Origin of the sequence: Amycolatopsis sp. NPDC052450 (assembly GCF_044547565.1) — a bacterium.
Taxonomy (GTDB): domain Bacteria; phylum Actinomycetota; class Actinomycetes; order Mycobacteriales; family Pseudonocardiaceae; genus Amycolatopsis.
This window is the reverse complement of sequence record NZ_JBIUAQ010000001.1, coordinates 368,177-393,036: the sequence shown is the minus strand read 5'-3', so window position 1 is coordinate 393,036 and position 24,860 is coordinate 368,177. Positions and strand designations below refer to the sequence as shown.

24 protein-coding genes are annotated in these 24,860 nt (G+C 69.2%); 6 read left to right on the top strand and 18 right to left on the bottom strand.

The window, feature by feature from the left end:
• The first annotated feature begins 54 nt into the window (after positions 1 to 54).
• Complete coding sequence (locus ACIHAO_RS01970) at positions 55 to 1,008, top strand: helix-turn-helix transcriptional regulator (protein ID WP_396554300.1); 954 nt, start codon at positions 55 to 57, stop codon at positions 1,006 to 1,008.
• 10 nt (positions 1,009 to 1,018) lie between these two features.
• Here the strand turns inward: ACIHAO_RS01970 and ACIHAO_RS01965 are convergent, their stop codons facing one another.
• Together ACIHAO_RS01965 and ACIHAO_RS01960 are read right to left on the bottom strand one after the other, a co-directional pair.
• On the bottom strand, positions 1,019 to 2,194 hold the full coding sequence (locus ACIHAO_RS01965; protein WP_396554299.1) for a serine hydrolase domain-containing protein: 1,176 nt from the start codon (positions 2,192 to 2,194) through the stop codon (positions 1,019 to 1,021).
• A 61-nt stretch (positions 2,195 to 2,255) separates the two neighbouring features.
• Positions 2,256 to 2,936: a TetR/AcrR family transcriptional regulator gene (locus ACIHAO_RS01960; RefSeq protein WP_396554298.1), complete on the bottom strand. Its 681-nt coding sequence runs from the start codon at positions 2,934 to 2,936 to the stop codon at positions 2,256 to 2,258.
• Positions 2,937 to 3,004: 68 nt separating this feature from the next.
• Here ACIHAO_RS01960 and ACIHAO_RS01955 point away from each other — a divergent pair, with 68 nt between their 5' ends.
• Positions 3,005 to 4,120 (top strand): FAD-dependent oxidoreductase, encoded by a 1,116-nt coding sequence (locus tag ACIHAO_RS01955; RefSeq protein WP_396554297.1) that lies wholly within the window; start codon positions 3,005 to 3,007, stop codon positions 4,118 to 4,120.
• 3 nt (positions 4,121 to 4,123) lie between these two features.
• Here the strand turns inward: ACIHAO_RS01955 and ACIHAO_RS01950 are convergent, their stop codons facing one another.
• Positions 4,124 to 4,351 carry a Rid family hydrolase gene (locus ACIHAO_RS01950; protein ID WP_396554296.1) on the bottom strand — a complete coding sequence of 76 codons (228 nt, stop codon included), beginning with the start codon at positions 4,349 to 4,351 and terminating at the stop codon, positions 4,124 to 4,126.
• A gap of 226 nt (positions 4,352 to 4,577) precedes the next feature.
• On the opposite strand from ACIHAO_RS01950, the gene ACIHAO_RS01945 reads away from it, so the two are divergent.
• Positions 4,578 to 5,471 carry a LysR family transcriptional regulator gene (locus ACIHAO_RS01945; RefSeq protein WP_396554295.1) on the top strand — a complete coding sequence of 298 codons (894 nt, stop codon included), beginning with the start codon at positions 4,578 to 4,580 and terminating at the stop codon, positions 5,469 to 5,471.
• Between the two features lie 10 nt (positions 5,472 to 5,481).
• On the opposite strand, the gene dnaB is transcribed toward ACIHAO_RS01945, so the two are convergent.
• The 12 genes from dnaB to ACIHAO_RS01885 all read right to left on the bottom strand — a co-directional run bounded on the left by dnaB (position 5,482) and on the right by ACIHAO_RS01885 (position 16,496).
• Positions 5,482 to 8,097: a replicative DNA helicase gene (gene dnaB, locus ACIHAO_RS01940; protein ID WP_396554781.1), complete on the bottom strand. Its 2,616-nt coding sequence runs from the start codon at positions 8,095 to 8,097 to the stop codon at positions 5,482 to 5,484.
• A 474-nt stretch (positions 8,098 to 8,571) separates the two neighbouring features.
• Complete coding sequence (locus ACIHAO_RS01935) at positions 8,572 to 9,369, bottom strand: ESX secretion-associated protein EspG (protein WP_396554294.1); 798 nt, start codon at positions 9,367 to 9,369, stop codon at positions 8,572 to 8,574.
• 97 nt (positions 9,370 to 9,466) lie between these two features.
• Entirely contained in the window at positions 9,467 to 10,807 is a 1,341-nt protein-coding gene (locus ACIHAO_RS01930) for a PPE domain-containing protein (protein ID WP_396554293.1), read from the bottom strand.
• 3 nt (positions 10,808 to 10,810) lie between these two features.
• Complete coding sequence (locus ACIHAO_RS01925) at positions 10,811 to 11,404, bottom strand: DUF3558 domain-containing protein (protein ID WP_396554292.1); 594 nt, start codon at positions 11,402 to 11,404, stop codon at positions 10,811 to 10,813.
• Positions 11,404 to 11,808: a hypothetical protein gene (locus ACIHAO_RS01920; protein ID WP_396554291.1), complete on the bottom strand. Its 405-nt coding sequence runs from the start codon at positions 11,806 to 11,808 to the stop codon at positions 11,404 to 11,406. The genes ACIHAO_RS01925 and ACIHAO_RS01920 overlap by 1 nt, the downstream gene beginning before the upstream one ends.
• Before the next feature lie 142 nt (positions 11,809 to 11,950).
• Positions 11,951 to 12,406 carry a 50S ribosomal protein L9 gene (rplI, locus tag ACIHAO_RS01915; protein WP_005168124.1) on the bottom strand — a complete coding sequence of 152 codons (456 nt, stop codon included), beginning with the start codon at positions 12,404 to 12,406 and terminating at the stop codon, positions 11,951 to 11,953.
• Between the two features lie 12 nt (positions 12,407 to 12,418).
• On the bottom strand, positions 12,419 to 12,667 hold the full coding sequence (gene rpsR / locus ACIHAO_RS01910) for a 30S ribosomal protein S18 (RefSeq protein ID WP_005168122.1): 249 nt from the start codon (positions 12,665 to 12,667) through the stop codon (positions 12,419 to 12,421).
• A gap of 77 nt (positions 12,668 to 12,744) precedes the next feature.
• Positions 12,745 to 13,254: a single-stranded DNA-binding protein gene (locus ACIHAO_RS01905; protein ID WP_125679406.1), complete on the bottom strand. Its 510-nt coding sequence runs from the start codon at positions 13,252 to 13,254 to the stop codon at positions 12,745 to 12,747.
• Between the two features lie 17 nt (positions 13,255 to 13,271).
• Positions 13,272 to 13,592 (bottom strand): 30S ribosomal protein S6, encoded by a 321-nt coding sequence (gene rpsF / locus ACIHAO_RS01900; RefSeq protein WP_173426372.1) that lies wholly within the window; start codon positions 13,590 to 13,592, stop codon positions 13,272 to 13,274.
• Positions 13,593 to 13,693: 101 nt separating this feature from the next.
• A complete protein-coding gene (locus tag ACIHAO_RS01895) occupies positions 13,694 to 14,578 on the bottom strand; it encodes a hypothetical protein (protein ID WP_396554290.1) in 885 nt (294 codons plus the stop codon).
• Positions 14,579 to 14,679: 101 nt separating this feature from the next.
• The gene (locus ACIHAO_RS01890) at positions 14,680 to 15,567 is read right to left on the bottom strand and encodes a hypothetical protein (protein WP_396554289.1); all 888 of its coding nucleotides are present in this window, start codon (positions 15,565 to 15,567) and stop codon (positions 14,680 to 14,682) included.
• A 122-nt stretch (positions 15,568 to 15,689) separates the two neighbouring features.
• Positions 15,690 to 16,496 carry a hypothetical protein gene (locus tag ACIHAO_RS01885; protein ID WP_396554288.1) on the bottom strand — a complete coding sequence of 269 codons (807 nt, stop codon included), beginning with the start codon at positions 16,494 to 16,496 and terminating at the stop codon, positions 15,690 to 15,692.
• A gap of 173 nt (positions 16,497 to 16,669) precedes the next feature.
• Here ACIHAO_RS01885 and ACIHAO_RS01880 point away from each other — a divergent pair, with 173 nt between their 5' ends.
• A complete protein-coding gene (locus ACIHAO_RS01880; protein WP_396554287.1) occupies positions 16,670 to 17,449 on the top strand; it encodes a deoxyribonuclease IV in 780 nt (259 codons plus the stop codon).
• Between the two features lie 173 nt (positions 17,450 to 17,622).
• A complete protein-coding gene (locus tag ACIHAO_RS01875) occupies positions 17,623 to 18,132 on the top strand; it encodes a hypothetical protein (protein WP_396554286.1) in 510 nt (169 codons plus the stop codon).
• A 124-nt stretch (positions 18,133 to 18,256) separates the two neighbouring features.
• Here ACIHAO_RS01875 and ACIHAO_RS01870 read toward each other — a convergent pair whose 3' ends face one another.
• Together ACIHAO_RS01870 and ACIHAO_RS01865 are read right to left on the bottom strand one after the other, a co-directional pair.
• Complete coding sequence (locus ACIHAO_RS01870) at positions 18,257 to 19,834, bottom strand: glycosyltransferase family 87 protein (RefSeq protein WP_396554285.1); 1,578 nt, start codon at positions 19,832 to 19,834, stop codon at positions 18,257 to 18,259.
• A gap of 170 nt (positions 19,835 to 20,004) precedes the next feature.
• Positions 20,005 to 21,084 (bottom strand): ROK family transcriptional regulator, encoded by a 1,080-nt coding sequence (locus ACIHAO_RS01865; RefSeq protein ID WP_396554284.1) that lies wholly within the window; start codon positions 21,082 to 21,084, stop codon positions 20,005 to 20,007.
• Between the two features lie 55 nt (positions 21,085 to 21,139).
• Here ACIHAO_RS01865 and ACIHAO_RS01860 point away from each other — a divergent pair, with 55 nt between their 5' ends.
• The gene (locus tag ACIHAO_RS01860; RefSeq protein WP_396554283.1) at positions 21,140 to 22,189 is read left to right on the top strand and encodes a Gfo/Idh/MocA family oxidoreductase; all 1,050 of its coding nucleotides are present in this window, start codon (positions 21,140 to 21,142) and stop codon (positions 22,187 to 22,189) included.
• A 55-nt stretch (positions 22,190 to 22,244) separates the two neighbouring features.
• Here ACIHAO_RS01860 and ACIHAO_RS01855 read toward each other — a convergent pair whose 3' ends face one another.
• Positions 22,245 to 24,785: a transglycosylase domain-containing protein gene (locus ACIHAO_RS01855; RefSeq protein ID WP_396554282.1), complete on the bottom strand. Its 2,541-nt coding sequence runs from the start codon at positions 24,783 to 24,785 to the stop codon at positions 22,245 to 22,247.
• Between the last annotated feature and the right edge of the window lie 75 nt (positions 24,786 to 24,860).

Genomic DNA, 24,860 nt, shown 5'->3' with positions numbered 1-24,860 from the left:
ACCGGCCACGCTAGGAGCAATACCGGACAGGATCCGCCCGGTATCATCCGGGCTGTGACCAGGCCCATCGCCCGCGTGCTCGCGTTGCTCGAGATCCTCCAGAGCGGCGGGACGCATACGGTCGCCGAGCTCGCCGGACGGCTCGACGTGGACGAACGCACCGTCCGCCGCTACGCCGAACACCTCCTCGACCTGGACATCCCGGTCCGCTCGGTGCGCGGACGCTACGGCGGCTACCGCCTCGCCCCCGGCTACCGGATGCCACCGCTGATGCTGACCGGCGAAGAGGCGCTGGCGGTCCTGCTCGGCCTGGTCGCGGGACGGCGAGCCGGACTGATCACCACGTCGGTCGCGGCCGTCGAGAGCGCGGCCGCGAAGGTCCGCCGTGTCCTTCCCGAAGCACTGGGCCGGCGGCTGGACGCGCTGCTGGAGACCGCCGACTTCACCTCGCCTGCCCGGAAAGCCCTCTCGGCCGAGGCGGAAGTGCTGCTCACCGTCGCGGAGGCGGCACGGGATCGGCACCCGGTCGGGCTCGCGTACCTCGCCGGGCACGGCGGAGCCAGCGAACGCGTTGTCCATCCGTACGGCGTCGTGGCGCATTCCGGCCGCTGGTACCTGACAGGTTTCGACTCGGCGAGCGGTGAGGTGCGCACCTTCCGCGTCGACCGGATCAAGTCGGCGGAGCCGCAGCCCGGGACCTTCGAGGTCCCCGACGACTTCGACCCGGCCGAACGGGTGCTGACGGCGTTGGCCGAGACGCCGTACCGGCACGACGTCTCCGTGCGGATCCAGGCGCCGCCCGAGGAGATCCGCGCCGTCTTCCCGCCGTCCGTGGCCACCCTGGAGTCCGCGGGCGACTGGATGCGCGCCCGTATCCGGGCACAGCGGCTCGACTGGATCCCGGCGCGGATCGCCGCGCTCGACCGGCCGTTCGTCATCGAACGGCCGGCCGAACTCCGCGACCTGGTCGGCGCGCTGGCGGCCCGGCTGGCCGAGCGGGCGCGCTGACCGGTCTCCCTCACTTGCCGCAGAACACCGTCCGGACGAGCTTGTCCAGCGCCGCCGGGAACGACGGCAGCGGGTCCTTCTCGGAATCGCCCGCGGTGATCGACGCGGTCAGCGTTTTGCTGCCGTCGGGCGTGCTGTACATCAAGGCCGCGTAGCCGTTGAGGCCGCCGTTGTGGTTGAGGACCGTGCCGCAGCCCGGGCCCAAGTCCTGCGAGAACTGCCCGAGACCGTAGAAGCCGTAGAGGCTCTGGCTGCCGGGGTGCGTCTTGCGCATCTCCTCCATCAGCCACGCCGGGAGGAGCTTTCCGCTCTGCAGCGCGTAAAAGTAAGTCTGGAGATCCTTGGTCGTCGAGATCATGTCGCCGGCGCTGGAGATCCAGGACGGGTTCTGGTGGGTGACGTCGATCGTCTTCCACTGCCCGGCGTCTTCGTAGCGGTAGTAGGCGTGGGCGTACGGCTTGGGCATCCCGGCCCACGCTCCCGGCGACAAGGTGTCACGCAACTTGAGCGGCCGCAGGATCCGCCGGTCCAGCTCCTCGGCGAAGGGACGGCCGGAGAGCTTTTCGACGAGCAGCCTGGCCACCACGGTGTTGGAGTTGGAGTAACTCCAGCCCGCGCCCGGCTCGAAGACCGGTGGCTTGGACGCCGCCAGGCGGACCAGTTCCTCCGGCTGATAGGTGTGGAACCGCTTGTCCACCCATTCCTTGCCCGCCCACGGGATCCCCGGCGTGACCGTCCCGTCCGGGTTGACCTGGCCGGTGTGGTTGAACAGACCGCTGGTGTGCTGCAACAGCATCCGCACGGTGATCCGCGAGTCCAGCCCGAGCCCGGGAAGGAGACCGGCGACCGGGGTGTCGAGACCGATCCTGCCCTCGGCCACCAGCTGCAGTACCAGGGCCGCGGTGAAGTTCTTCGATGTGCTGCCGACGCGGAAGTGACCGTTGGTCGGCGGTTTCGCGGTCCCGCCCAGCTCGCGCACCCCGGCGCTGCCGGTCCATTCGCCTCGCTCGTCGCGGACGCGAAGCTGCATCCCGCCGAACCCGGCGTCGACGAATTCCTGGACGGCCTTTCGCAATTCCGGACGGTCCTGCCCGGCGGACGCCGTCGGCACGGCGACCCCCGTCAGCAGTGCGGCGGCCAGCGCGGTGAGGCCGATGCGGCGGAAGGTCTTCAGTGTCTTGGTCATGCCGGCTACGTTCGCGGATCGCGCTGACACGGGACGGTCACGGCGCTGACACGGGAGTCGATCAGCTTGAGAGGCGGGCTTCGATGCCGTCCAGCAGGAAATCGAGGCCGATCCGAAAGGTCTCGTCGGGGTCCAGGTGGACGGCGTCGCGCACGACCGTGGCCAGCGCTGGGAGCTCGCCGGTCGCGAGAGTCCGCCGCAGATAGGGCCCGAGCTCGGCCTGCCAGCGCTTCTCGTCCATCCCGGTGGCGCGTTCCGCGCGCCACTCGGCGATCTCCCGGCGCACCGCGCCGATCGTGTACGCGTTGACCGCGGAGACCACCGGCATGACGGCGTCCACCCCGAGGTCGCCCAGCTCGGCCATCACGGCTTCCCCGCCGGCCAGCGCGTTCGGCCCGAGCTGGGGGCGGCCACCCAGGAGGTCGGCGAGCCATTCGTGCTCGTGAACGGTGCGCCGCATGGCTTCGGCGAACGACCGCAGCGCTTCCCGCCAGCCGGTTCCGGCGGGCCGGATCCCGGCGTGGGCGGCGTCGACCATCAGGTCGAGCAGCTCCTCCTTGCTCGCGATGTAGCCGTACAGCCGCATCGGGCCGACGTCGAGCGCCGTGGCGATCTTGCGCAGCGACACCGCGTCCAGGCCGTCCGCGTCGGCGAGTTCGATCGCCGCCCGCACGATCCGCTCGCGGCTCAGCGGGGCCAGGGCGGGCCGATCCGGCGGCTCCGGCCGCTCCCACACCACCATGCCGCTGACAATACAACGCATCGCTCGATACAGTGTATCGAGGAATACACTGTATCGAAGGGACGACCATGACCATCGCCATCGTCGGAGCAGGCCTCGGCGGCCTGGCGCTCGCTCGCGTTCTGCACGTCAACGGCATCGAGGCCGTCGTCTACGAACGCGAACCGTCGCGCGACGCACGCGGCCAGGGCGGCATGCTCGACATCCACGCCGACACCGGTCAGCGGGCGCTGTGCGAAGCCGGGCTGATCGACGGGTTCCACGCGATCGCCCGCGGCGAGGGCCAGGACATGAAGCTTCTGGAGCCCGACGGCACCTTGTTGCTGCAGGAGGACACGCCCGACGACGCGCCGTTCGCGCGGCCCGAGGTCGACCGAGCCGATCTACGCGACCTGCTGCTGGACTCCCTTCCCGAAGGCACCGTGCGCTGGGGGCTCGCGTTCGCGTCCGCCGACGGCGGCGTCGTGACCTTTGTCGACGGGAGCACCGCGGCGTGCGACCTGCTGGTCGGCGCCGACGGCGCGAACTCCCGCGTCCGCGCGCTGCTCACCGACGCCCGCCCGGTGCATCTCGGCCACAACCTCGTCGAGCTCTGCATCTCCGACATCGATCGCACCCATCCCGATCTCGCGGAATTGGTCGGACGCGGCACCTATTGGGCGCTCGGCGACGGGAAATCCCTGGCCGCGCAGCGCAACGGCGACGGCCGCGTCCGCGTCGGCCTGAGCTTCTACAACACCGCCGAGGACTGGCTCGCCACGAGCGGGATCCCGTTCGACGACCCGGCCGCCGCCCGGACACGGCTGATCGAGGAACTCGACGGCTGGGACGCCCGCTTCACCGCGCTCATCGAGGCCTGCGACGACACGGTCGTGCCCCGCCCCATCGCCGCGCTCCCGGCGGGCCTGACCTGGCAGGCGAATCCCGGGGTCACGCTGGTCGGCGACGCCGCGCACCTGATGCCCGCGGTGGGGGAAGGCGCCAACATGGCCCTGCTGGACGGCGCCCTGCTCGGCCTGGCGCTGGCCGCGCGCCCCGGCGACTTCCCGACCGCCGTCAAGGACTACGAACGCGAGATGTTCGAGCGCACGAGCGCCGCCGCCCGGATGTCCGCACGGGTCCACGAACTCCTGACGGCGCCGGACGCCGCGCGGAAGATGCTCGCATTCTTCCAGCCGGACTGAACCTCACGCGGTGGCCCGTCGCGCGTACACCTCGATCTCGATCTTCATGCGGGGGTCGGCGAGGCCGCACATGAGCATCGTGGCGGCGGGCCGGACCTCACCGAACGCTCGGCGCAGAACCGGCCAGCAGGGCTCGAAATCCTCCCGGTCGGGCAACAGGTAGCGCACTCGCACCACATCGGCGAAGGTGCAGTCCGCCTCGCCCAGCGCGGCCTCATGTTGCTCAGGCATTGCCCTGCCTGCGCCACGACGTCGTCGGAGATCGTCATGGTGCGGTAGTCGAACCCCGTCGTCCCGGACACGTGCACCCAGTCGCCGTCGACCACGGCCCGCGCGTACCCGATCTGTTCCTCGAAGGTCGAGCCGCTGAGGATCGCGCGTCTTGCTGTCATACGCCGAACCTAAGCGGCCGACAGTGATACGTCTAATACAGCTTTGCGCATCTTCTGATATCTCTATGAATATGGATCGCCCCGAGCTGCCCCTCGCCCAGTTGCACGCCTTCGTCGTGCTCGCCGAGGAGCTCCACTTCGGTCACGCGGCCACTCGCCTCGGCATCGCGCAACCGCCGCTGAGCCAGCAGATCCGCCGTCTGGAGGAGAAAGTCGGCCACGCGCTCTTCGACCGCAACCCCGGACGCGTCGCCCTCACCCCGGCAGGCCGGGAACTGCTGCCCGCCGCCCGGAACGCCCTCGCCGGCCTCGCGGACGGCCTGGCCGCGGCACGGGCCGTGGGCAGCGGCCTCGCCGGCAGCCTGCGGATCGGCTTCGCGGCCTCTCTCGCCCTGACCGTCCTTCCCGGTCTGCTGCGGACTTTCCGTGACCGGTTTCCCGACGTGCACCTGGACATCCACGAGATGACCACGGCACCGCAGATCGCCGCGCTGCACGAAAGGACCATCGACATCGGCCTGCTGCGCGAACCGCCCGCCGACGAGCCGGAGCTCGGGTTCAAGACCGTGCTGACCGAGCCCTTCGTGGCCGTTCTGCCGTCGGCCCATCCGCTCGCGGCACATCGGACGATCCGGGTCGAGCAGCTGGCGGGCTCGTCCTTCGTGCTCCTGCCCCGCGCTGTCGGTCCGCGGCTGCACGACCGGATCGTCGACCTGTGCGCCGAGGCGGGCTTCACGCCCCAGGTGGCTCAACGAGCGGTGGAATGGCAGACCGTCTGCGCACTGGTCGGTGCCGGACTCGGCGTTTCACTGGCCCCGGAGAGCATCCGGCGCATCCGCCTCGAAGAGGTCGCCTTCCGCACGATCACGCCCGCCACCGCGCGCACGCGAGTCGCCGCAGCCTGGCGTGCCGACGACCAGAACCCCCTGGTCGCGCGCTTCCTCACGACGCTCGCGTAGCGGCCGCTCGCTAGTCGTGCGAAAGGTCCACGAAGCGGCTGTAGTGCAGCTGGTGTGCGACGGTGATCGTCGCCGTCGGCCCGGCACGATGCTTCGCGATGATCAAGTCCGCCTCGCCGGCACGCGGGTCGTCCCGCTCCCAGGCGTCGGGACGGTTCACCAGGATGACGAGGTCGGCGTCCTGCTCCAGTGAGCCGGACTCACGGAGGTCGGACAGCATCGGGCGTTTGTCGGTCCGCTGCTCGGGACCACGGTTCAGCTGGCTGATCGCGATCACCGGGACCTCGATCTCCTTGGCCAGCAGCTTCATCTGCCGCGAGAACTCCGAGACCTCCTGCTGCCGGGACTCGACGCGTTTACCCGAGGTCATCAGCTGGAGGTAGTCGAGGACGACGAGTTTGAGATCGTTGCGCTGCTTGAGCCGCCGGGCCTTCGCGCGGATCTCCATCATCGTCATGTTCGGCGAGTCGTCGACGAACAGCGGCGCCTCGGAGACCTCGCTCATCCGGCGCGCGAGCCGCGTCCAGTCGTCGTCGGACATCTTGCCACCGCGCATATCCGCCAGCCGGATCCGAGCCTCGGCCGAGAGCATGCGCATGACGATCTCGGTCCTGCTCATTTCCAGCGAGAAGATCACGCTGGTCAGGCCGTGTTTGATGGACGCCGAACGCGCGAAATCCAGGCCCAGGGTCGAGTTGTGGGTCGGGATCATCGAACGTCCGGCCAGATACAGATGGTCCGGCGCGTCGACTTCCACGCACCGCACCGGAACGGACGGCACGGGGCGGACGTCCACGATGTAGCGGAGGGGGGGACGGACGCGGACGTTGGTGAGCCGTTCCTTCTGCAGCAGGTGCTTACGCTGCAGCCAGAACACTCGATCCTGGGTGGTGAAGCCGAGGATGTACGCCGTCGAGGACGCCTCGCTGCGCCCCTTGACCTTCTTGGTCGTCAGCGAGCAGCGGTAGCCGAGACTGACGATCAGCTCCCGCGTCTGTTCGGCGAGCACCTTGTTCGTCACCGCGAACTGGACAGCGCCGGAATGGTTGACGGTGCCGTCGGTGTCGAGCAGGCCTGCCAGCAGAGCGCGACGTTGTTCGACGGACGCCCGCAGGTAGTCCACGGGGATGTGCTTGTCGCCGAGTACGCCCATCGTGCGGAGGATCGCCTGCACGCTGCCGTGTTCGTTGCGACAGGCATGGCAAAGCCGCATGCCGGACGACGGGCGCCCGCAGTCGGGGCAGGTCGGCGCGGGCACCGGAGGACTCTGGAAACGCGCTTTGCCGCCGCACGAACGGCCACACGTCCGTACTTGCGAGGTCTGGGGATGGAACGGTTCTCCGCATACCTCACAAGGCCGGTATTCCACCGAGTCCGGGGGGACCAGCCGGAGGGTGTACGACAGTTCCCCGCGGCGTTCCACCAGAAGTCCGGCTTCCGCCTCCAGATAGCAGATGATCTCGGGATCCGCCGTGGTGAAGCGCGCACTGGCCGAGTGGCCGTCACCCAGCCAGGCTCCGAGTGCGTAGGGATGAAGCGGGAGATCACGTTCGGGCAGTTGCAACGGGGCCGTGGTCGCGATCGAGTGGTCGGCACGCCGATCCGCGGTCTCGCATCGCAGGGAGGCCGCCAGTTCTTCCGTCGTCCGCACCGCAGGCGCTGAGTGACTCGAACGGCGGGACGCCCTGGTGTCGGTCAGCCACTGGTGTTCGGCGTCCGCGAGGAGCACCGAGCCGTCCGAAAACTCGACTTCGTAACACGGTCGGCCGACCATGACCTCGGTCGCCGCGACCACGGTCGTGGGGCGTCCGTTCGCGCCGAGCAGCCGGTCGCCCGGCTGGACTTCGCCCATGGTCGTCCAGCCGCCGGGAGTGGGCAGCGGGGTGTCGAGCGCGAGTGCCTTCCCCACACCGGGACGCGCGGCGACGATGATCATCTGGCCGGGGTGCAGGCCGTTGGTCAGATCGTCGAAGTCGGCGAAGCCGGTCGGGATGCCCTGAGACTGCCCGCCGCGGGAAGCGATCGCGTCGATCTCGTCCATGGTCGGCTGGAGCAGTTCTTCCAGCGCGACGTAGTCCTCGCTGGTGCGCCGCTCGGTGACGTCGTAGATCGCGGCCTGCGCGCGGTCGACGACCTCGTCGATGTTCGCGCCGTCGGCCGCGGCCGCGCCGTAGCCGTACTGCACGATCCGCGTGCCCGCCTCGACCAGGCGCCGCAGCACCGCCTTTTCGGAGACGATCTCGGCGTAGTACCCGGCGTTCGCCGCCGTGGGCACCGTCGCGATCAGGGTGTGCAGGTACGGGGCGCCGCCGACGCGGCCCAGTTCGCCGCGGCGTTCCAGTTCGGCGGAGACGGTGATCGGGTCGGCGGGTTCGCCGCGTCCGTAGAGGTCGAGGATGACGTCGTAGATGGCCTGGTGCGCGGGCCGGTAGAAGTCGTCCGGCCCGAGGGCTTCGATGACGTCGGCGACGGCGTCCTTCGACAGCAGCATGCCGCCGAGCACGGACTGCTCGGCCGCGATGTCCTGCGGAGGCTGGCGGTCGTATTCGCCGCCACGCGGACCGGGGTCGCCGGGACCCGGGTCGGACTCCGCGTACATCGGATTGCGGTCGTCGGTCAGCGCCACCGCTGCTGCCACCTCCTCAAGACATCGAACACGCGTTCGATTATGCCAGAATTTCCCCGGTCGGTCCGCCCGTCTCCACCGGCCGCCCTCCCTCGGCTCCCGGTGCTCCCCGCGCTCTTCCCCTGCCGGACGGCCACCACGGTGTGTACCGGCCCGGCGGGCACGGTAGGCCCCCCGAAAGGACCAGCGCAATTTCGCCTGGGGACCGCCCTGTGGATAACCTGGGGATGACTGCGGGCATCCCTTCACAGGTGGCCGAAAGCCTGTGTACAACTTGTGGGCAACGCGGCAATGGTCTGACAAAAGCGCTGGTCAGAGCCTGTGGAGACACTGTGGAGAACTTTATTCAACTCCGTCCGGCGTGTCGGGCAAAACTCGTCGTTCGGCGTGTCGCACGCGGGCGCACAGGGGTGCCCTGTGGATGAATACCACGGAGAGTGGAGGGGTGCCCCGCCCGGCTGACCGGAGCGGAATTCAGGACGCGAACAACCTGCCCTGTGCGCTCCGTAGTCGTTCCGCGAGAACCTGCTGGTCGGCGGGTGTGAAGGCGATCCTCGGCTCGCCACTCCCCGGTACCTCTTCGGTCAGCCACCGGCCTTCGGTCGTATCGATGTAGTTCACCGGGCGTTCGATCCGCTGCCGCGCGCCGCTCCGGCCGCGGGCCGCGACGTAGAGGCTGCCGCTCCCCAAACGGCGTAACGCGAGGATGCGGCGAAGCTCGTCGGCCTCCTGGCTGCCCGCGCTCTGCCGTCCGCTGCGAAGCACCTCGAAGCCCTCGTCCTGCGCCGTCGACGACGACCGCGGGGCATCGACCTGACTCTTCGGGACGGCGATCGGGCGGCCGCGTCCCGGCGCGAGCTTCGGGATCTGGTCGAGGAACTCGGTGAGCAGTTCTTCGGGCCGCACCGACGCGAGCGCGATGCCGTCGTGCTCGCTGTGCCGGGCGAGGACGAAGCCCTCGCCGCCGGCGCTCCCCGCGAGCAGGCTGAAGCTCAGTGCCTTGCCCTCGAAGCCGCCGTCGACCCAGCCGTAGTACTCGAGTGACGGCCTGGCGATCGCTTCCAGCGTCGCCTTGAAGCCGGGGTGCAGCCCCCGCGCGCCGAAGAGGCCCTGGCGCGCCAGCTCCTCGTTGGTCCGCTCGTCCTCGGCCCGCTGCGCGTCCTCGTCGTACCAGGTCGGCGTTTCCGACAGGATCGTGTGCGGCTCGCCGCCCCGTCGGCGGATCAGCGTGATGAGGGTGCCGGTCGTGATCGTGACCTGCTTGTCCAGCACCGGAACTGCCCCCTAGTCGTTCTTGTTCGTCCAGCCCGGAACAAGACAAGCCGGGCGCCGCCCCAATCTTGGCACGCGCCCGGCCCGCTCGTGATGACTACTCGCCGATCACCGGCGGTGCGGTGAGTTCGTCGGTTCCGAAGATCTCGTTGGGATCGTCGCCAACGAGGAATTTGGCGCTGCGCTCCTCGTCCTCGCCGCCCTTCCCCTTGGCGCCACCGGCTCCCATACCGCCCATGCCGCCCATCATGCCGCCGGCGCCTCGGCCCGCTCCGGAACCGGAACCGGCCGCGCCACCGCCCATGCCGGCGCCGCCCATCGCACCCGCGTTGCCGGGCAGGGCCGCTCCGCTACTGCCACCGGGACCGAACCCGCCGCCGAAGCCACCGTCCGGACCGAAACCGCCCGCACCGGGGATGTCGGTGCCGCCGAAGCCGCCGCCACCGCCTCCCCCGCCGCCACCGGGTCCGAAGCCGCCGGCACCGGGGATCTTCGGCGGGGTGTAGCCGGACGCGCTCGTCCCGTCGTCCCAGGACGGCGGCTTGTAGTTGCTGCCGGGGATGTTCGGGTTGTACTGCCCGCCGGGCAGGTTGGACCCCGGCAGGTTCGAACCGGGAATGTTCGACCCTGGCAGGTTGCTGCCCGGCAGGTTCGACCCTGGCAGGTTCGAACCCGGCGTGCCGATGCCCGGCATGTTCGAACCGGGGACGCTCGGCATCCCGCCGGGCGGCATCGAACCGGGCGGCGTCGAGATGCCCGGCATGCCGTGGTGCCCGTTCCGGTCGCCCTGGCCGTTCCCGTTGCCGTCCTTGTCCTTGCCGTTGCCGCCGCCGCCGTTGACGTCGACGTTCGTGTTCTGCCCCTCCATCTTGTTGTAGGTGGGCAGCTTCTTGCCGTTCTCGGAACTGGCCTTGAAGTACTCGTTGAACGCGTCGACGTTCGCTTGACCCTTTTGGTTGTAGTCCCGGATCGCGCGGTCGGTGTCGGTGGTCCACGGGGTGACGGAGTTGAGCAGGTTGTTCTTCGGCGGGTCCTTGGGTACCGGCTGCACCTTCGCCTTCACCGTGGTGAACGCGGTGTTCTGCTCGCCGAGGTACTTGTCGGAGTCGACCAGCTTCTTGCCGGAGTCGTCCATCCACGCGCGCAGCGGATGTGCTCCGGACTGCTGCGCGGCTTCGGCGCTCTTACCGGTCCAGGCGGCGTCCATCTCCTTCGACAGGTTGTCGATGGTGGTCAGCCTGTCCTGGTAGCCGGCCTTGAGCCGGGTCGCCGCGGCCTGGCCCTCCTGGATCGAACCGGTACCGGGACCGGTGACGATCTTCTCCCAGATGTTGTAGCAGTCGATCTTGCGATCGCCGCCCGACGCTTCGAAGTCGCCGGATTTCGTGGTCGCCAGGTTGTAGGCCGAGTATCCGGCGATGATCGGCAGCAGGAACACGGGTCAGCCCTCCTTCAACGTCTCGATCATCGCTTCCCCCACTTTGAGCGCGACCGGGCACGGCGCGCTCGCGCCGGGCCCGTTGTCGTACTGCACCAGGATGTTGACGGCCAGCTGGTCGGTCACGCCGACGAAGAGGCCGCACTTGCCCTTGTCACGGGCGTCGAGCGACGCGGCGTACACCGCCGGGTACCCGGCGACCTCGGTCGGCTCGAAGTACTCGTTGTTGGCCTTCGTGTCGTAGACGTCGCTGAGGCCGTTCTTGTTCGCGAGCACCGGGCTGATCTCGATCTGGTTCAGCCGGTCGTCCGCGGCGAAGATCGAGCAGCCAGGTCCGGCGCTCGTCGTGCGCTGCTCACCTTCGCCGAGGCCGAGCTCGGTGCGCTTCGCGGCGGAAAGCGCGGAGCACGCGTTGCTTTCGATCGAAGCGGTGTTCAACGGGTGCGACACCTTGGGCGCGGAGCCGGACGAACCGCTCGACGCGCCGGGGGAACCGGTCGTAAAGGTCGGCTCCGAGGAGGCCGTGCCGCTCTTGGGGCTCGAACAGCCCGCGACCAGCGCGGCGGCGGCGAAAACGAGTACGAGGGAACGTCGCATCACACGGCCTTGTGCTTGTTGAGCGAAGCCTGCGTTTCGGCCTCGTTCGTGGCGATCTTCTGCTTCGCGGCGGTCAGCTGGTCGATGTAGTTCTTGACGTAGTCCTGCATCTTCTGGTTCTGCTCCAGGAACGCCTTGCCCGACGGGTTGGCCAGCTTCTCCCAGTCGCCGCTCGCGAACTCCTTGCCGGGCGCCTTGACGTTCGCCATCAGGTTCGCGTCGTTGTAGTCCCGCTTGAGCTCGGCCTGCAGGTCGGTCCACTTCTTGATGATGCCGTCGATCTTGTCCTTGTCGAAGCTGAACCCGCCACCGCCCCCGCCCGACGACGGCTTGTCAGGATTGGCTGGCGCGGACACCGTGACCTTCTCCTGCCGGTTCTGCTCGGCGTTGCTGTCGTAAGCCATTGGTTCCAGATCCCCTTTTTGAGTCCCCGTGCCTCGACGTCGAGTCAATCCTAAGACGTGACCCGGCGGGGTGGGGTTCCGCGCAAAGCAAAGGGCGGGACTTCTCCGCGATGGAGACGTCCCGCCCTCTGTCGAAGCGGTGTTACTTGGCCTTGACCTCGAGCCGCACGTCGACGCGGACGTCGGGGTGCAGACGGGCGCCGACCGAGTGCTTGCCCACGGTCTTGATGTGGTCCTTCAGCTCGATGACGCGCTTGTCGAGCAGCGGGCCACCCGCGGCCTTGATCGCGTCCACGATCTCGGCGGTGGTGATCGAACCGAAGAGCTTCTTCGAGCCCTCGGCCGCCTTGCCGCTCAGCTGGATGGCGCCGAGGCCCTCCAGCGTCGCCTTGATCTCCTTGGCGTGGTCGAGGTCGCGGATGCGACGGCTCTCCTGCGCCCGCTTGATCGTGCGCACGTTCTTCTCCGCGCCCTTGGTGGCCACGATGGCGTAGCCGCGGGGGAGCAGGTAGTTGCGCGCGTAGCCGTCCTTGACCTCGACGATGTCGCCGGGCCCACCGAGGTTGGCGACGTCGGTGGTGAGAATGATCTTCGCCATTGACGTGCCTCCTTAGCGTGCGGTCGAGGTGTAGGGCAGCAGCGCCATTTCGCGGGAGTTCTTGACCGCGATGGCGATGTCACGCTGGTGCTGGCTGCAGTTGCCGGTCACCCGGCGGGCACGGATCTTCCCGCGGTCGGAGATGTACTTCCGAAGCAGGTTGGTGTCCTTGTAGTCGATGTTCTCCGGGCGGCCCTTTTTCTCGGCCTTGCAGAACACGCAGACCTTCTTCTTGGGCTTGCGGATGGGTGGCTTGGCCACGGTATTTCTCCTGGATTTCTACGTAGTGGTTGTCTCGAGGCGTCTCGCGGAGCTCTCGCCCGCGGTGGAGCGCCTGATCAGAAGGGCGGCTCGTCCGAGAAGCCGCCGCCACCGCCGCCACCGGCGGGCGGGGCGGAACCCCACGGGTCGTCGGCGGGCGGGCCGGACTGGCCGCCACCGCCGCCGCCACCGAAGCCGCCGCCTCCACCGCCACCGGTGCCACGGCTGACCTTGTTCACCTTGGCGGTGGCGTAGCGCAGCGACGGGCCGATCTCATCGACCTCGAGCTCGACGACCGTGCGCTTCTCGCCTTCCTTGGTCTCGAAAGACCGCTGCTTGAGGCGCCCCTGCACGACGACACGCGCGCCACGCGTCAGCGACTCGGCGACGTTCTCGGCCGCCTGACGCCAGATGTTGCAGCGCAGGAACAGGGCCTCGCCGTCCTTCCACTCACCGGACTGCTTGTCCAGCGTGCGCGGGGTGGACGCGACCGTGAAGTTCGCGACCGCCGCACCGGAAGGGGTGAAGCGAAGCTCCGGGTCGGACGTGAGATTGCCGATCACCGTGATGACGGTGTCTCCAGCCATCGGAAAAGTCCTTCGGCTCAGGCCTTGGCGGCGACGGGCTTGGCCGGCTTGATCTCGCGGCGCATGACCTTGGTGCGGAGCACGGTCTCCTGCAGCGAGAGCTGACGGTCCAGCTCCTTGACCGCTTCCGAAGTCGAGTTCAGGTCGAGGAGCGCGTAGATGCCCTCGGCGTGCTTCTTGATCTCGTAGGACAGCCGGCGGCGTCCCCAGACGTCGACCTTCTCCACGCTTCCGCCCGAAGTACGGATCACGTTGAGGAAGTTGTCCAAGGTCGGGGCCACCGTACGCTCGTCGAGCGTGGGGTCCAGGATGACCATTACCTCGTAATGGCGTGACACAACCACTCACCTCCTATGGGCTCGCGGCCACGGACTGTCCGTGGCAGGAGGGTTTGTCCAGGTAAGCGTACCTGGCGGCTTCGCCCGGTCCCGACCGGGCGTCAGGAGACGCGGCGCAGGACCCAGGTGCGGACCAGCGCGGCGGTCACACCGGCGAGCACGAGCACCGCGAGCAGCATCGGCAGCTGGACGTCGCCGCCGGGCATGCCGTCGGTCGCGAGCGCCTCGGCGTTGCCCGCGTTGCGGACGTCGGGGCCACCCTGTCCGGCCTGGCCGTCGGTGCCGTACTGCGGGGCACCTTCGCCAGGAAGCGGGCTGTTGGCCGGGTAACGCACGCCCGGCGCCACCGCGACACCCGGCTGCGCGACCGGGAGGTTGCCGTAGTCGCGCGGCGGGGCGTAACCGGTGCCGTTGCTGCCGCCGGGCAGCAGGCTCGGCGAGGACGGCAGCCCGTTGGTGCCGCCGCCGTTGCCGCCCTGCTGCGGGCCGGTGGTGCCCGGCGTCGGCAGGGCGGGGGCGACGTAGTTCGTCGCGACCGTGGTCAGGCCGCAGCTACCGGCGACCTTGTGCTCGATGGAGTCGAGGGTTTTCTCGGGGTTGAACCCGAGGCCCCAGGACTTCGTGTTCTTGACCGCCTGGCGCACGGCCGTGCCGATCGCCTTGCCCTCGATCGAACCGCCCGCGGCGTTCGGGACCGTGCCGAGGTCGATCCTGTTGACCTTGGCGATGTCGTTCGCGGCGATGTCGTAGAGGGCTACCGTGCCCGCTTCCTTCGCGCCGGCACGCACCAGTTCCTTGACCGAGGTGCCGGTGATCGCGACGGTGTCGCCCATTCCGCCGTTGACGGTGCCGCTGCACGCGTTCGCCAGCGTGGTGGCCGCGGACGCGGTGCCCGCCGTCAGGAGCGCGCCACCGGTGACCATGGTCGCGAGTGCGGTGACGGTGAGCGCCTTGCGGGTGGTCTGCCAGATGGTGGTCTTCCGCACGAGCGCGATCCTCCGGGTCGGTGGGGGCGTGTGGCAGTGCATGAGGAAGCACCGCAACGGGGATAACGAGGGAGTGACCAGAAAGATACTAGGCGGTAGGACTAACTTGTAGCGGCCATTCGGCGTAGGACCCAAGTGCGCACAAGGCCCGCGCTGACTCCGGAGAGTGCCAAAACGGCGATCAGCAGCGGCAGTTTCCCGTCCTGAGTGAATCCGTCGCTCACGTTCGGTAATGCTTCGGCCTGTCCCGCGGTTTGGACGTCGGGATTTCCGTTCTGGTTTTCGGTCGCGACGCCGAACTGCGGCGCGTAACCCGGGATCTGCCCGCCGTACCGGAGGCCGGGCGACGGGCTGAAGAGACCGGCCGTCGCCATCGGGATGGAGCTGTAGTCACGCATCGGGGCGTAGCCGGTGTTGACGCCCCACGGCAGGCCGCCGAAGTTCGGCGTGAAGGTGCCGGGCAGCAGCGGGCTGTTCGCCGCCGGAATGCCACCGGCCGGCGCGCCGCCCTGCGCCGGAGCACCGGGTCCGCCCGTCTGCGGGCCACCGCTGCCGGGCGTTCCGGGGGCGGGTTTTCCGGGCTGGGGCTGGGTTCCGGGGGCGGGCTGGCCGCCGCCGGTGAGCGCTTGAGTGGTGCCGGAGACGGCGCCGTTCAGCGCTTCCGCGGCGGGTGCGCCGATGACCGGGACCGGCGCGACGACGGCGTTCACCACGGTCACCGTCACCTTGCAGACCGTGCCGAGCAGCGCGTTGATCGTGCCCGTGAGCACCCCGGAGACCGGACCGGCCTGGCCGAGGTTCAGGGGAATGCCGAGCAGCGGTGTCTTGCCGAGGATCGTGTCACCGGTCTTCGCGGTCACCGATCCGCCGCAGGTGGCGGTCTTGGTCTCGGCGGCGGCGGCCGTGCCGGGCATGGCGAGGGCGGCCGAGCCCGCGAGAATGAAGGCCGACGCACCCAGGGCGGTCGCCCTCCGTGTCCGTTCGCGCATGCCTTCGACTCCTCCGTCGTCGGGGTCACCTACCGGCATAACGACGCTAATGGAGACGAGTAACGCCCGCTCACTCGAAGAAGTCAGGCATTCGAGTGGAAGCGGGCGTCACTTTCGGTGAGTCAGGCGGGCTTACCCCGCAGCCAAGCACGGACCAGAGCCGCGGCGACGACGGCCAGCGCCAGCACCGCGAGCAGCAGCGGCAACTTGGCCGGGGCGACCGGCGCCTGCACGGCCTGCGCGTTGCCGGTGTCCTTCTCGTCGACGGTGGGCGGCGGCACCTCGCCGGGGACGATCTCGGTGATCACCGGCGCCTGGACGAAGTTGCCGGGGAGCAGCGCCGCGTTGCTGATCACGCCGGCGATCGAGTCGCCGCCGATGCCGGTGGAGGAACCCGGGCCGGTTTCGACCGGGAGTTCGCTGCCCGGGCCACCGGGCTGACCCGGCCCCGGCTTCGGGGGCTCGGGCTTCGGGGGTTCCGGGTTCGGCGGTTCGGGCTTGGGCGGCTCGGGGACTTCCGGAAGCGGGAGTTCGCCGGCGACGCCCTGCGTCAGGTTCCCGACCGCGTTCACCGCACCCTGCGCGGGCTTGCAGACACCCTGCGCGGCGAGGTCGCCGACCGCGTTGTCGGTCAGGCCGGTCGTCTTGACCAGATCGCCGACGGGCAGCGAAAGCAGCGGCTTCCGGCCTTCGGCTGTCTTGGCCTTCGAGTCCAAACCGACCGTCAGCGCCTCGGACGAACCGAGCGGGGCACCGGCGTCGAGAACGAGGCCGTTACCGGACTTTCCGTTCTGCAGCGTCGAATCGCATTCGCCGGAAAGGGTCGGGCTCGGTTCCTCGGCGGCCGTCGCGGTCATCGGGAACGCAAGTCCGGCCGTGACCGAAAGCGCGAATCCCCAAGCCGTGATCCGCCCGGCAGTCTTCCCCATCGAGTTCGTCCTCCGCCCCTCAAGACCCAACGCGGTTTAACGGAACGCGCTCACGCTACCCCACGAGCGTGACCGACTGGGGCGCGCCGGTGAGAATCGCCCGAGGGTACTCCGCCTTCCTCCCCGCCACCGCCCTCAACGGAGGAGCTTCGCTCCGCGTAGATTCCTCCAACATGAAAATCGGTGCCCATGTCCGCGACGACGATCCGCTGGCCGCGGTCGCCGAGCGCGAAGCCGAAGTACTCCAGTTCTTCCTTTCCGACCCGCAGGGCTGGAAGGCCCCCAAACCCCACCCTCACGGCGAAGCGATCAAAGAATCGCCGGTCGAGGTGTTCATCCACTCGCCGTATCTGATCAACGTGGCGTCGATGAACAACCGCATCCGCATCCCGTCGCGGAAGAACGTCACGCAGCACGCGAACGGCGCCGCCGAAATCGGCGCGAAAGGGCTCGTCGTGCACGGCGGCCACGTCGGTTCCGCGGCGGACGTCGAAGAAGGCCTCGTCAACTGGCGCAAGCTTTTCGAGCGTGAGCAGGAAAAGGGCGGTTTCGCCGTGCCGATCCTGATCGAGAACACCGCGGGCGGCGACAACGCGATGACCCGCGACCTCGACACGATCGCCCGGCTCTGGGACAAGGTCGGCGAATTCGGCGCGGGCTTCTGTTTCGACACCTGCCACGCGTACGCGGCGGGCTGGGACCTGACCGAGGCGGTCAAGAAGGTCAAGGCCATCACCGGCCGGATCGACCTGGTGCACCTCAACAACTCGCGCGACGAGTTCGGCTCCACGCGGGACCGGCACGCGAACGTCGTCGGCGGCGACGGCACGATCGATCCCGAGGTGCTGGCCGCCGTCGCGGCCGAGGCCGGCGCGCCCGTGATCGTCGAGACCCCGGCCGACGGCCAGGCCGCGGACATCGCCTACCTCCGGGAACGCGTCGCCTCCGCCTGACTCCCCCCTTCGCAATTCGTCACCTACTTGCCCGGAGGACGGGCGCAAGTAGGTGACGAATTGCGTTTTCGGACCTGGGCGGGAGGTCGTTCCCTCTCGGGAGGGAGGGCCGGGCCCGCCGAACGCGAAAGGCTCGACCTCGACCGGGAAGCACCCGGTTCTGGAGGGAAGCCATGAACATCAAGTCGAAGATCGCCGCGGTCGCCGTACTCGCCGTCGCCGCGGGAACGCTGGGGGCGACGCAGGCGACGGCGGCTCCGCCGTCCGGTTCGGTCGTCGTGGGGTCGGCGGGCGGACCGCTGACGTTCCCCGGTTTCGAGGGCGATCCCGTCCGGTTCGACTTCGCCGCGTTCGGCGATCCGGGGCAGTCCTCGGGCCGGTTCCACGTGAATCATCTGACCAAGGACGGAAAGCCGTTCGCCGACTTCGACGGCAAGGTCGACTGCGTCTCGCGGGATGGCGACCTCGCCGTCCTGACCGGGGTGATCGAACGCGCCGACATTCCAGGCTTCCCGGCGAACCTGGTCGGCCGCCGGGTCGGTTTCTCGGTACGGGACGTGCCGCGCGGGCACGACCGGATCGGCTGGAGCTGGGCCGTCGGCGGCTTCGACCAGGACGTCTTGCGGTGCACGGCCCCGATTCCGTTCTTCGAAACGAGCACGGGCGGCTACCTCGTGCGCTGAATTCGCTTGACCCTCACACCACGGGAGGGTCGAGCCTGGGCCGCATGAAGAAGCGGACCGGACACCGGGCGGAGCACGTCGTCCCCGCGTCGGAAACCCGTTGGCAGGCACTGACCGTTTTCGGCTACCCGCTCGGCGGGCCCGCCGCTTTCGACGGCTCCGCCGCCCTGGTGGAGACCGAGAGGCTCGCCGAGCGCCGGTCGGCCGGATCGGGGGCGCCGTCGAGGGAACCGCCGATCGGATCGTCGTCCCCGGCGGCACGGACCGGATCTCTGCGCGGCTGGTAGATCTCCCGGATCACCAGCGCGCAGAGGCCGACCACCGCGAGGTCGCGGACGACGACCGCGCCGAGGAACCAGTCTTCGGGCAGTCCTTTGTTGTCGACGCCGAGGTAATACATCATCCGCGGCGCCCAGACGAGCGCGTCGAGGATCATCCAGCCGAGCAGCAGCCGCCAGCGCGGGATCGCGAGCACCGCCAGCGGCACCAGCCACAGCGAGTACTGCGGGCTCCACACCTTGTTGGTCAGCAGGAACGCGGCCACCACGAGGAACGCGAGCTGCCCGAGCCGCGGACGGCGGGGCGCCTTCAACGCGACGTACCCGATGCCCGCGCAGGCGGCGAGGAACAGCACCGCGACGACGGCGTTGAGCACGACCGGTGTCTGGCCCGCGGTGAGCTTCCCGTCGAAACCGGCCCAGCCGGAAAGGTGGGAGATCACGTTGTAGAGCGAGTCCGGATCCATCGGGCGCACCGTGTTGAGCCGGAAGAACTCCCACCAGCCGGTCGGCGCCGCGAGCGCGAACGGGACGTTGACCACCACGAACGTCGCCGCGGCGAGTCCGGCGGTGAGCGCCCACTGTTTGACCTTGCCCGCGCGCAGGCACAGGAAGAACAGCGGGATGAGCAGGAGCAGCGGATACAGCTTCGCCGCCGCGCCGAGGCCGAGCAGGAATCCCGCGACCTCTGGCCGCCGCCGGGCCCAGGCGAGCAGCGCGGTCGCGGTGAACGCGGTCGCGATGGCGTCGAAGTTCGTGAAGACGTGCACCAGCACCAGCGGCGAGATCGCGACCAGCGCGGCGTCCCACGGACGGCGTTTCAGCGAGCGGCCGGTCGCCCACACCGTGACGAGCCACGCCAGCGCGAGCCAGAGCGCCGAGATGTTGAAGTAGACGGCCACCGGGAGCGCGCCGGGCAGCCAGCCCGCTTCCGCGACCGAAAGCCACGCTTCGGTGAGCTTCGCGTTGATCCACTGGAACAACCCGGTCGCGACCGGGTACTCCATATACCGCGTGGTCTCCTTCGCCGTCCCCGCGTCTTCGGTCCACGAAGTCACGTACGGGAAGGTGTCCGGATCGTTCAGCCGCTCGGAACTGTAGAGCGGGACGATGTCCGAGTAACACATCGCGACGAACGGGCGCCCCGCCCGCCAATCGAGCTGATGGGTCCCGGAATCGTCGGTGTACTGCTGGATGCAGGACGCCTTGCCGAACCACGAGAGCAGCAACGCGAGGCAGGCCAGCAGCAGCCCGACCCGTTGCGGCGACCAGAACCAGTGCCGTCCCACGGCGGCGTGCTCGCCGAGCGGGCCGCCGATCGGCCTCGTGGCCGCGGCCACGAGCGGTTCGTTCCAGCTCGGGATGACCCGCTCGCCGGGGGTGAGGGAGAGCGGAGCCTCGGGCTGGGTCGTCTGGTCGGACACGTGGCGGATGTTAGCGCCTATCCGGGTGACCCTCCGGTGATGTCGCCGCTCGGCCATTCGGGGCTTGCCTGCCCCGAGACAGGTGACACGCGTGATCGGCCGGACGACTCACGTGATCAGACGGACGACACGGGTGACTGGCCGGTTTCTGCCGCGTGTCGTCCACCTGATCACGTGAAAGCGACGTCGCCGCTGTCGTAGAAGCCGGCCAGCACCTCCGCGGCCGCGCCGAACGCGACGACGTCGTCGCCCGTCTCGTCGAGATCGACCTGGATTCGTTGCCAGTGGGGCAATGGCAGGAGTTCCCGCAGTCGCGCGGCGACGGTGTCGCGGTACACCTCGGGTTCGGCGCGGACCGAGCGGCCGGTCAGCACGACACGTTCGAGGTCGAGCACCTGGACGAGGTCGGCGAGCCCGATTCCCAGCAGGCCCGCCGCCTCTTCGGTGGTCGCCGCCGCGTTGTGCAGCACCTCGACGCAGCCCCGGCGGCCGCACGCGCACCGTGGTCCGTCGAAGGCGAGCGTGGTGTGGCCGAATTCGCCGGCGTTGGTCCGCGGCCCGCGGTACAGCCTGCCGTCGATCAGCAGGCCGACGCCGATCCCGGTGCCGACGAGGACGACGGCGGTCGCGGTCTGGTCGCCGCCGGTCCACTGCTGGGCGAATGCGGCGGCGTTGGTGTTCTTGTCGAGCCGCACGGGCAGCCCGGTGCGTTTCGCGAGCAGGTCGCGCAGGGGGACGTGGTGCCAGCCCGGCATGTTGGTGGCGTCCCGGACCACTCCTTCGCGGTGGTCGAGCGGGCCGACGGAGCCGACGCCGAGGCCGAGGACGCGTTCACGCTCGACGCCCTCCAGTAGTTCTTCGGTCGCTTCGCCGAGGACGGAAACCGCCTGGTCGGGAGTGAAGCCGGGTGACAGCGGTCCGCCGCGCGACGCGACGATCTTCCCGGTCAGGTCGGTCATGAGCACCCGGAACGAGTCCCGGTCGAGCTGGGCGCCGAGCGCGTGCCGGGCGTCCGCGCGGACGCGTAGGAGTGTGCGCGGTTTGCCGACGCCGGACGCGGGCTGGCGTTCTTCGTCCAGCAGGCCGGCTTCGAGCAGTTCGGGGACGATCTTCGAGACGGCCTGCTGCGTGAGCCGGGTGCGTTCGGCGAGTTCGACGCGGCTGAGGCCGCCCGCGCGCAGGATGTGCGTGAGCAGCAGCGCCCGGTTGTGCTGGCGCAGGCCGCGCAGATTGACCCCGGTCTCCGGCATAGCGCGCATCCTGCCACGACTGGCTGATTACGCAACACTGTTGTTTAATGGGGGCATGGCTGACTTGCGAGTGGGGATCTTCGGATACGGCACCGGCGGGCGCGTCTTCCACGCCCCGCTGGTCAACGCGACGCCGGGGCTGACCCCGGCCGCCATCGTCACCTCGAACCCGGACAGGGTGGCGCAGGCGGGCGCCGACCATCCGGGCGCCGAAGTGCTGCCGGACGCGGACGCGTTGTTCGCGAAGGCCGGCGAGCTGGACCTGGTCGTCGTCAGCACGCCGAACCGCACGCACGTCCCGCTCGCGCTTCGGGCGATCGAGGCAGGGCTGCCCGTCGTCGTCGACAAGCCCTTCGCGCCGACAGCGGCCGAGGCGGCGAAGGTCGTCGAAGCGGCGAACGCCAAGGGCGTCGGCCTGACGGTGTTCCAGAACCGGCGGTTCGACTCGGACTTCCTCACCGTCCGGAAGGTCCTCGACGCGGGCCGCCTCGGCGACGTCTTCCGCTTCGAATCGCGCTATGACCGCTGGGTGCCGAAGCCGCGGGAAAACTGGCGCGAGTTCGGCGATCCCGCCGAGGCGGGCGGGCTGCTTTACGACCTCGGCGCGCATATCGTCGACCAGGCGCTGCAGCTGTTCGGCCCGGTCACCGAGGTCTACGCGGAGGTCGACAAGCGCCGCGCCGGGGTGTCGGTCGACGACGACGTCTTCGTCGCCCTCCAGCACACGAACGGCGTGCGCTCGCACCTGTGGGCGTCCGCGCTCGCGGGGACCCGGAACCCGCGGTTCCGCGTGCTCGGCGACAAGGCGACCTTCACCAAGTACGGCCTCGACGTGCAGGAACCGCAGATCAAGGACGGCCTGCGGCCGGGCGACCCCGGCTGGGGCGTGGAACCATCGTCGGACGCCGGCGTGCTCGGGGTGAACGACGACGTCGAAACCGTGCCCACCGAGGTCGGCCGCTACGAGGACTTCTACGCGAAGGTGCGCGACGCGCTGCTCGGCAAGGGTGATTTCCCGGTCGATCCCGCCTCCGCCGTCGAGGCGCTCCGGGTCATCGAGGCCGCTCACCTTTCGGGTGCCGAACGGCGCGTCGTCACCCTCTAGCTCCGGAAGCGAAGGGGCCCTTCACCGCGTGCCATGCGGTGAAGGGCCCCTTCAGCTATTCGTTGTCGCCTCTGCCCCCGCGGCCGGGACCGTTGTTGCCGCCGCCTTCTTCGCCGCCGTTGTTGTTCTCACTGGACGGAGGCGGGTTCCGCGAGCTGGACGGCGGTTCTTCCTCGTTCCGCGAAGACGAAGGCGCGGTCGACGGTCCGGTCGACGGCGTGCCGGTCTCGGTCGACCCCTCGTCCTCGCCCGGCGGGGTCTGCGTCGACGGGACGGTGTTGTTGTCGTCCCCGCCGATGATCTTGACCTTGTCGAAGCGCTCCCCCGGTTTCCCGTTCAGGTACAGGGAAAGGAACTTCTGCCAGATCGGCCCGGCGATCGTCGAACCGAAGATCGCCTTGCCGTTCTTGCCCTTCAGCGCCTTGTCGCCATCGCCGCCGACCCAGACCGCGGCCGAGATCGACGGCGTGTAGCCGACCATCCAGGTCTGCGAGTTGGAGTCCTTCGCCGACGCGGGCTCGCCCGGCCGATAGGTGTGCTGCTGGGTTCCCGTCTTGCCCGCGCACTCATGGCCGTTGGGGCACTTGAGCTTCGAGAACGGGATGACACCCTTGAGCGACTCGGTGACGTTGCCGGCGATCTGCTTGCTCTTGTCGGAGTTGTCGGAGAACGCGGGCTTCGCCTCCTCCGGGGCCGAGTAAGCGGCCTCGTCCTGCGAGTTGGTCACCTTGGCGACGAAGTGCCTGGTCCGCCGCTGGCCATCGCCCGCGAAGGTCGCGTACGCGGCCGCCATGTCCTCCGGGCTGACGGCCGTCTTGCCACCGCCGAGCGCGATGTTGTTGTCGGCGAACAGTTCGGAGGCGCCCTCGGGGGCGGGTTTGATCCCGGCGTCCTTGGCTGCCTGTGCCACCGGCCCTGGTTTGGTCACGTTGACGACCATGTCGTAGAACACCGTGTTCGCGGAGCGCTGCATCGCTTCGGACACCGTGCACTGCGCCGAACACGAGCTGCCGGGGCCGGCGTTCCGGATCGTCTGCTTCCCGAACTGCCGGTTGTTGGAGCCGTCGAACGTCGAGTTGATGCCGCCCTTGCCCATCTGCAGGTACGCGGTGAGGTCGAACGGCTTCATCGACGACCCGGGGTTCTGCGGCGTATTCGCCCAGTCCCGGCCCTTCTGGTCTTTGCCGTCGGGCCCCTTCACGATGGACGGGCCACCGTAGTACGCCTTCACCCCGCCGGTCTTCGGGTCGATCGCGACGAGCGCGTTGAGCAGGTTCTCGTCGGTCTGGCCCTTCATCCCCTCGGCGACCGCCTGCTCCGCCGCGGCCTGCGCCTTCGGGTCGATGGTCGTGTAGACCTTGTAGCCGCCCCGGTAGTAGACGTCGTCGGTGATGCCGTTCGCGGCGAGCTCTTCCTTGACCTTGTCGCGGATGAACGGGTTGACCACGCCGGCCTGCTCCTTGTCGGCCTGCGCCACCGGCGTCGGGAACTGGAGGGCCGCGCGGTCCGCGGCGGAGAGGAAACCGTTCTGCACCATGCGGTTCAGCGCCACGGTCCAGCGTTCGTTCGCGACCTTCGGGTTCTCCGAACGGCCCGGCTGCTGGATGAGGCCCGCGAGCAGCGCCGCCTCGGACGCGTTGAGCTCACCGGCGGGCTTGGCGAAGAACGCCTGCGCGGCCGATTCGATCCCGTACGCGCCACGCCCGAAGTAGATGATGTTCAGGTACGCCGAGATGATGTCCTTCTTCTCGTACGTCTGGTTCATCTTGAAGGATTTGGCGAGCTCGGTCCATTTACGGGCGAGCGACGATTCGTCGTCCCCGCTCGCGACCTTGATGTACTGCTGGGAGATGGTGGAACCACCGCCCTTGCCCGCGGTCACCTGGTTGTAGACCGCGCGCAGGATGCCGCCGATGTCGAAGCCCGAGTTCGTCTCGAACGAGGCGTCTTCGGTGGCGATGACGGCCTTCTTGACGATGTCCGGGATCTGCTCCGGCGTCAGGATCTGCCGGTTGCCGCCCTTGGGGACGTCCTTGCCCATCTCGGTGTTGTCGGCGTAGTAGTACGTCACCGCCTGGCCCTGCGTGGCCGCGATGGCCTGCGGCGACGGGACGTCGACGACGAAGTAGGTGATCACGAACGCGATGGCCGGGATGACGACGAACAGGCCGAACAGTGCGAGCAGCACTCGCCGGACGCGTCTCCACCGGCGTTTCTTGCGCTGCGCCGGGGTGAGGATCGGTTTCCCGTTTTCGTCGGTCTCCGGGGCGTACTGCTCGTCCTCGTACGGCTCTTCGTATTCACGACCGCCGCGATCGACGGTGCCGTTGTGCTCGTGGTGCGTGATGAGGTCCGGCTCGTGCTGCGGCGCGACCGGCGGCCGCTGCGAACGACGCGGTGGCGGCGGGGGCGGCTGCTGAGGCCCGCCCTGCCGCTGCCACGGTGCCTGCCCTTGGCCCTGCTGGCCGGGACCCTGCTGCTGCCCGTATCCCGGAGGCGGTCCGGCGGGGCGGCGGGGCGGTCCGGCCGGGCGTTGCGGACGACGTGCGGGGTCAGGGTCCTGACCTGGCCATCCGCCGTGGGGATCGTCGTTCACTGGGACGTCCTCCGAACCTTCCGTGGGTGAGCGCGGTCCTGCGGTCGCAGGTCTCCTTCTAGTCAAGACGTATCG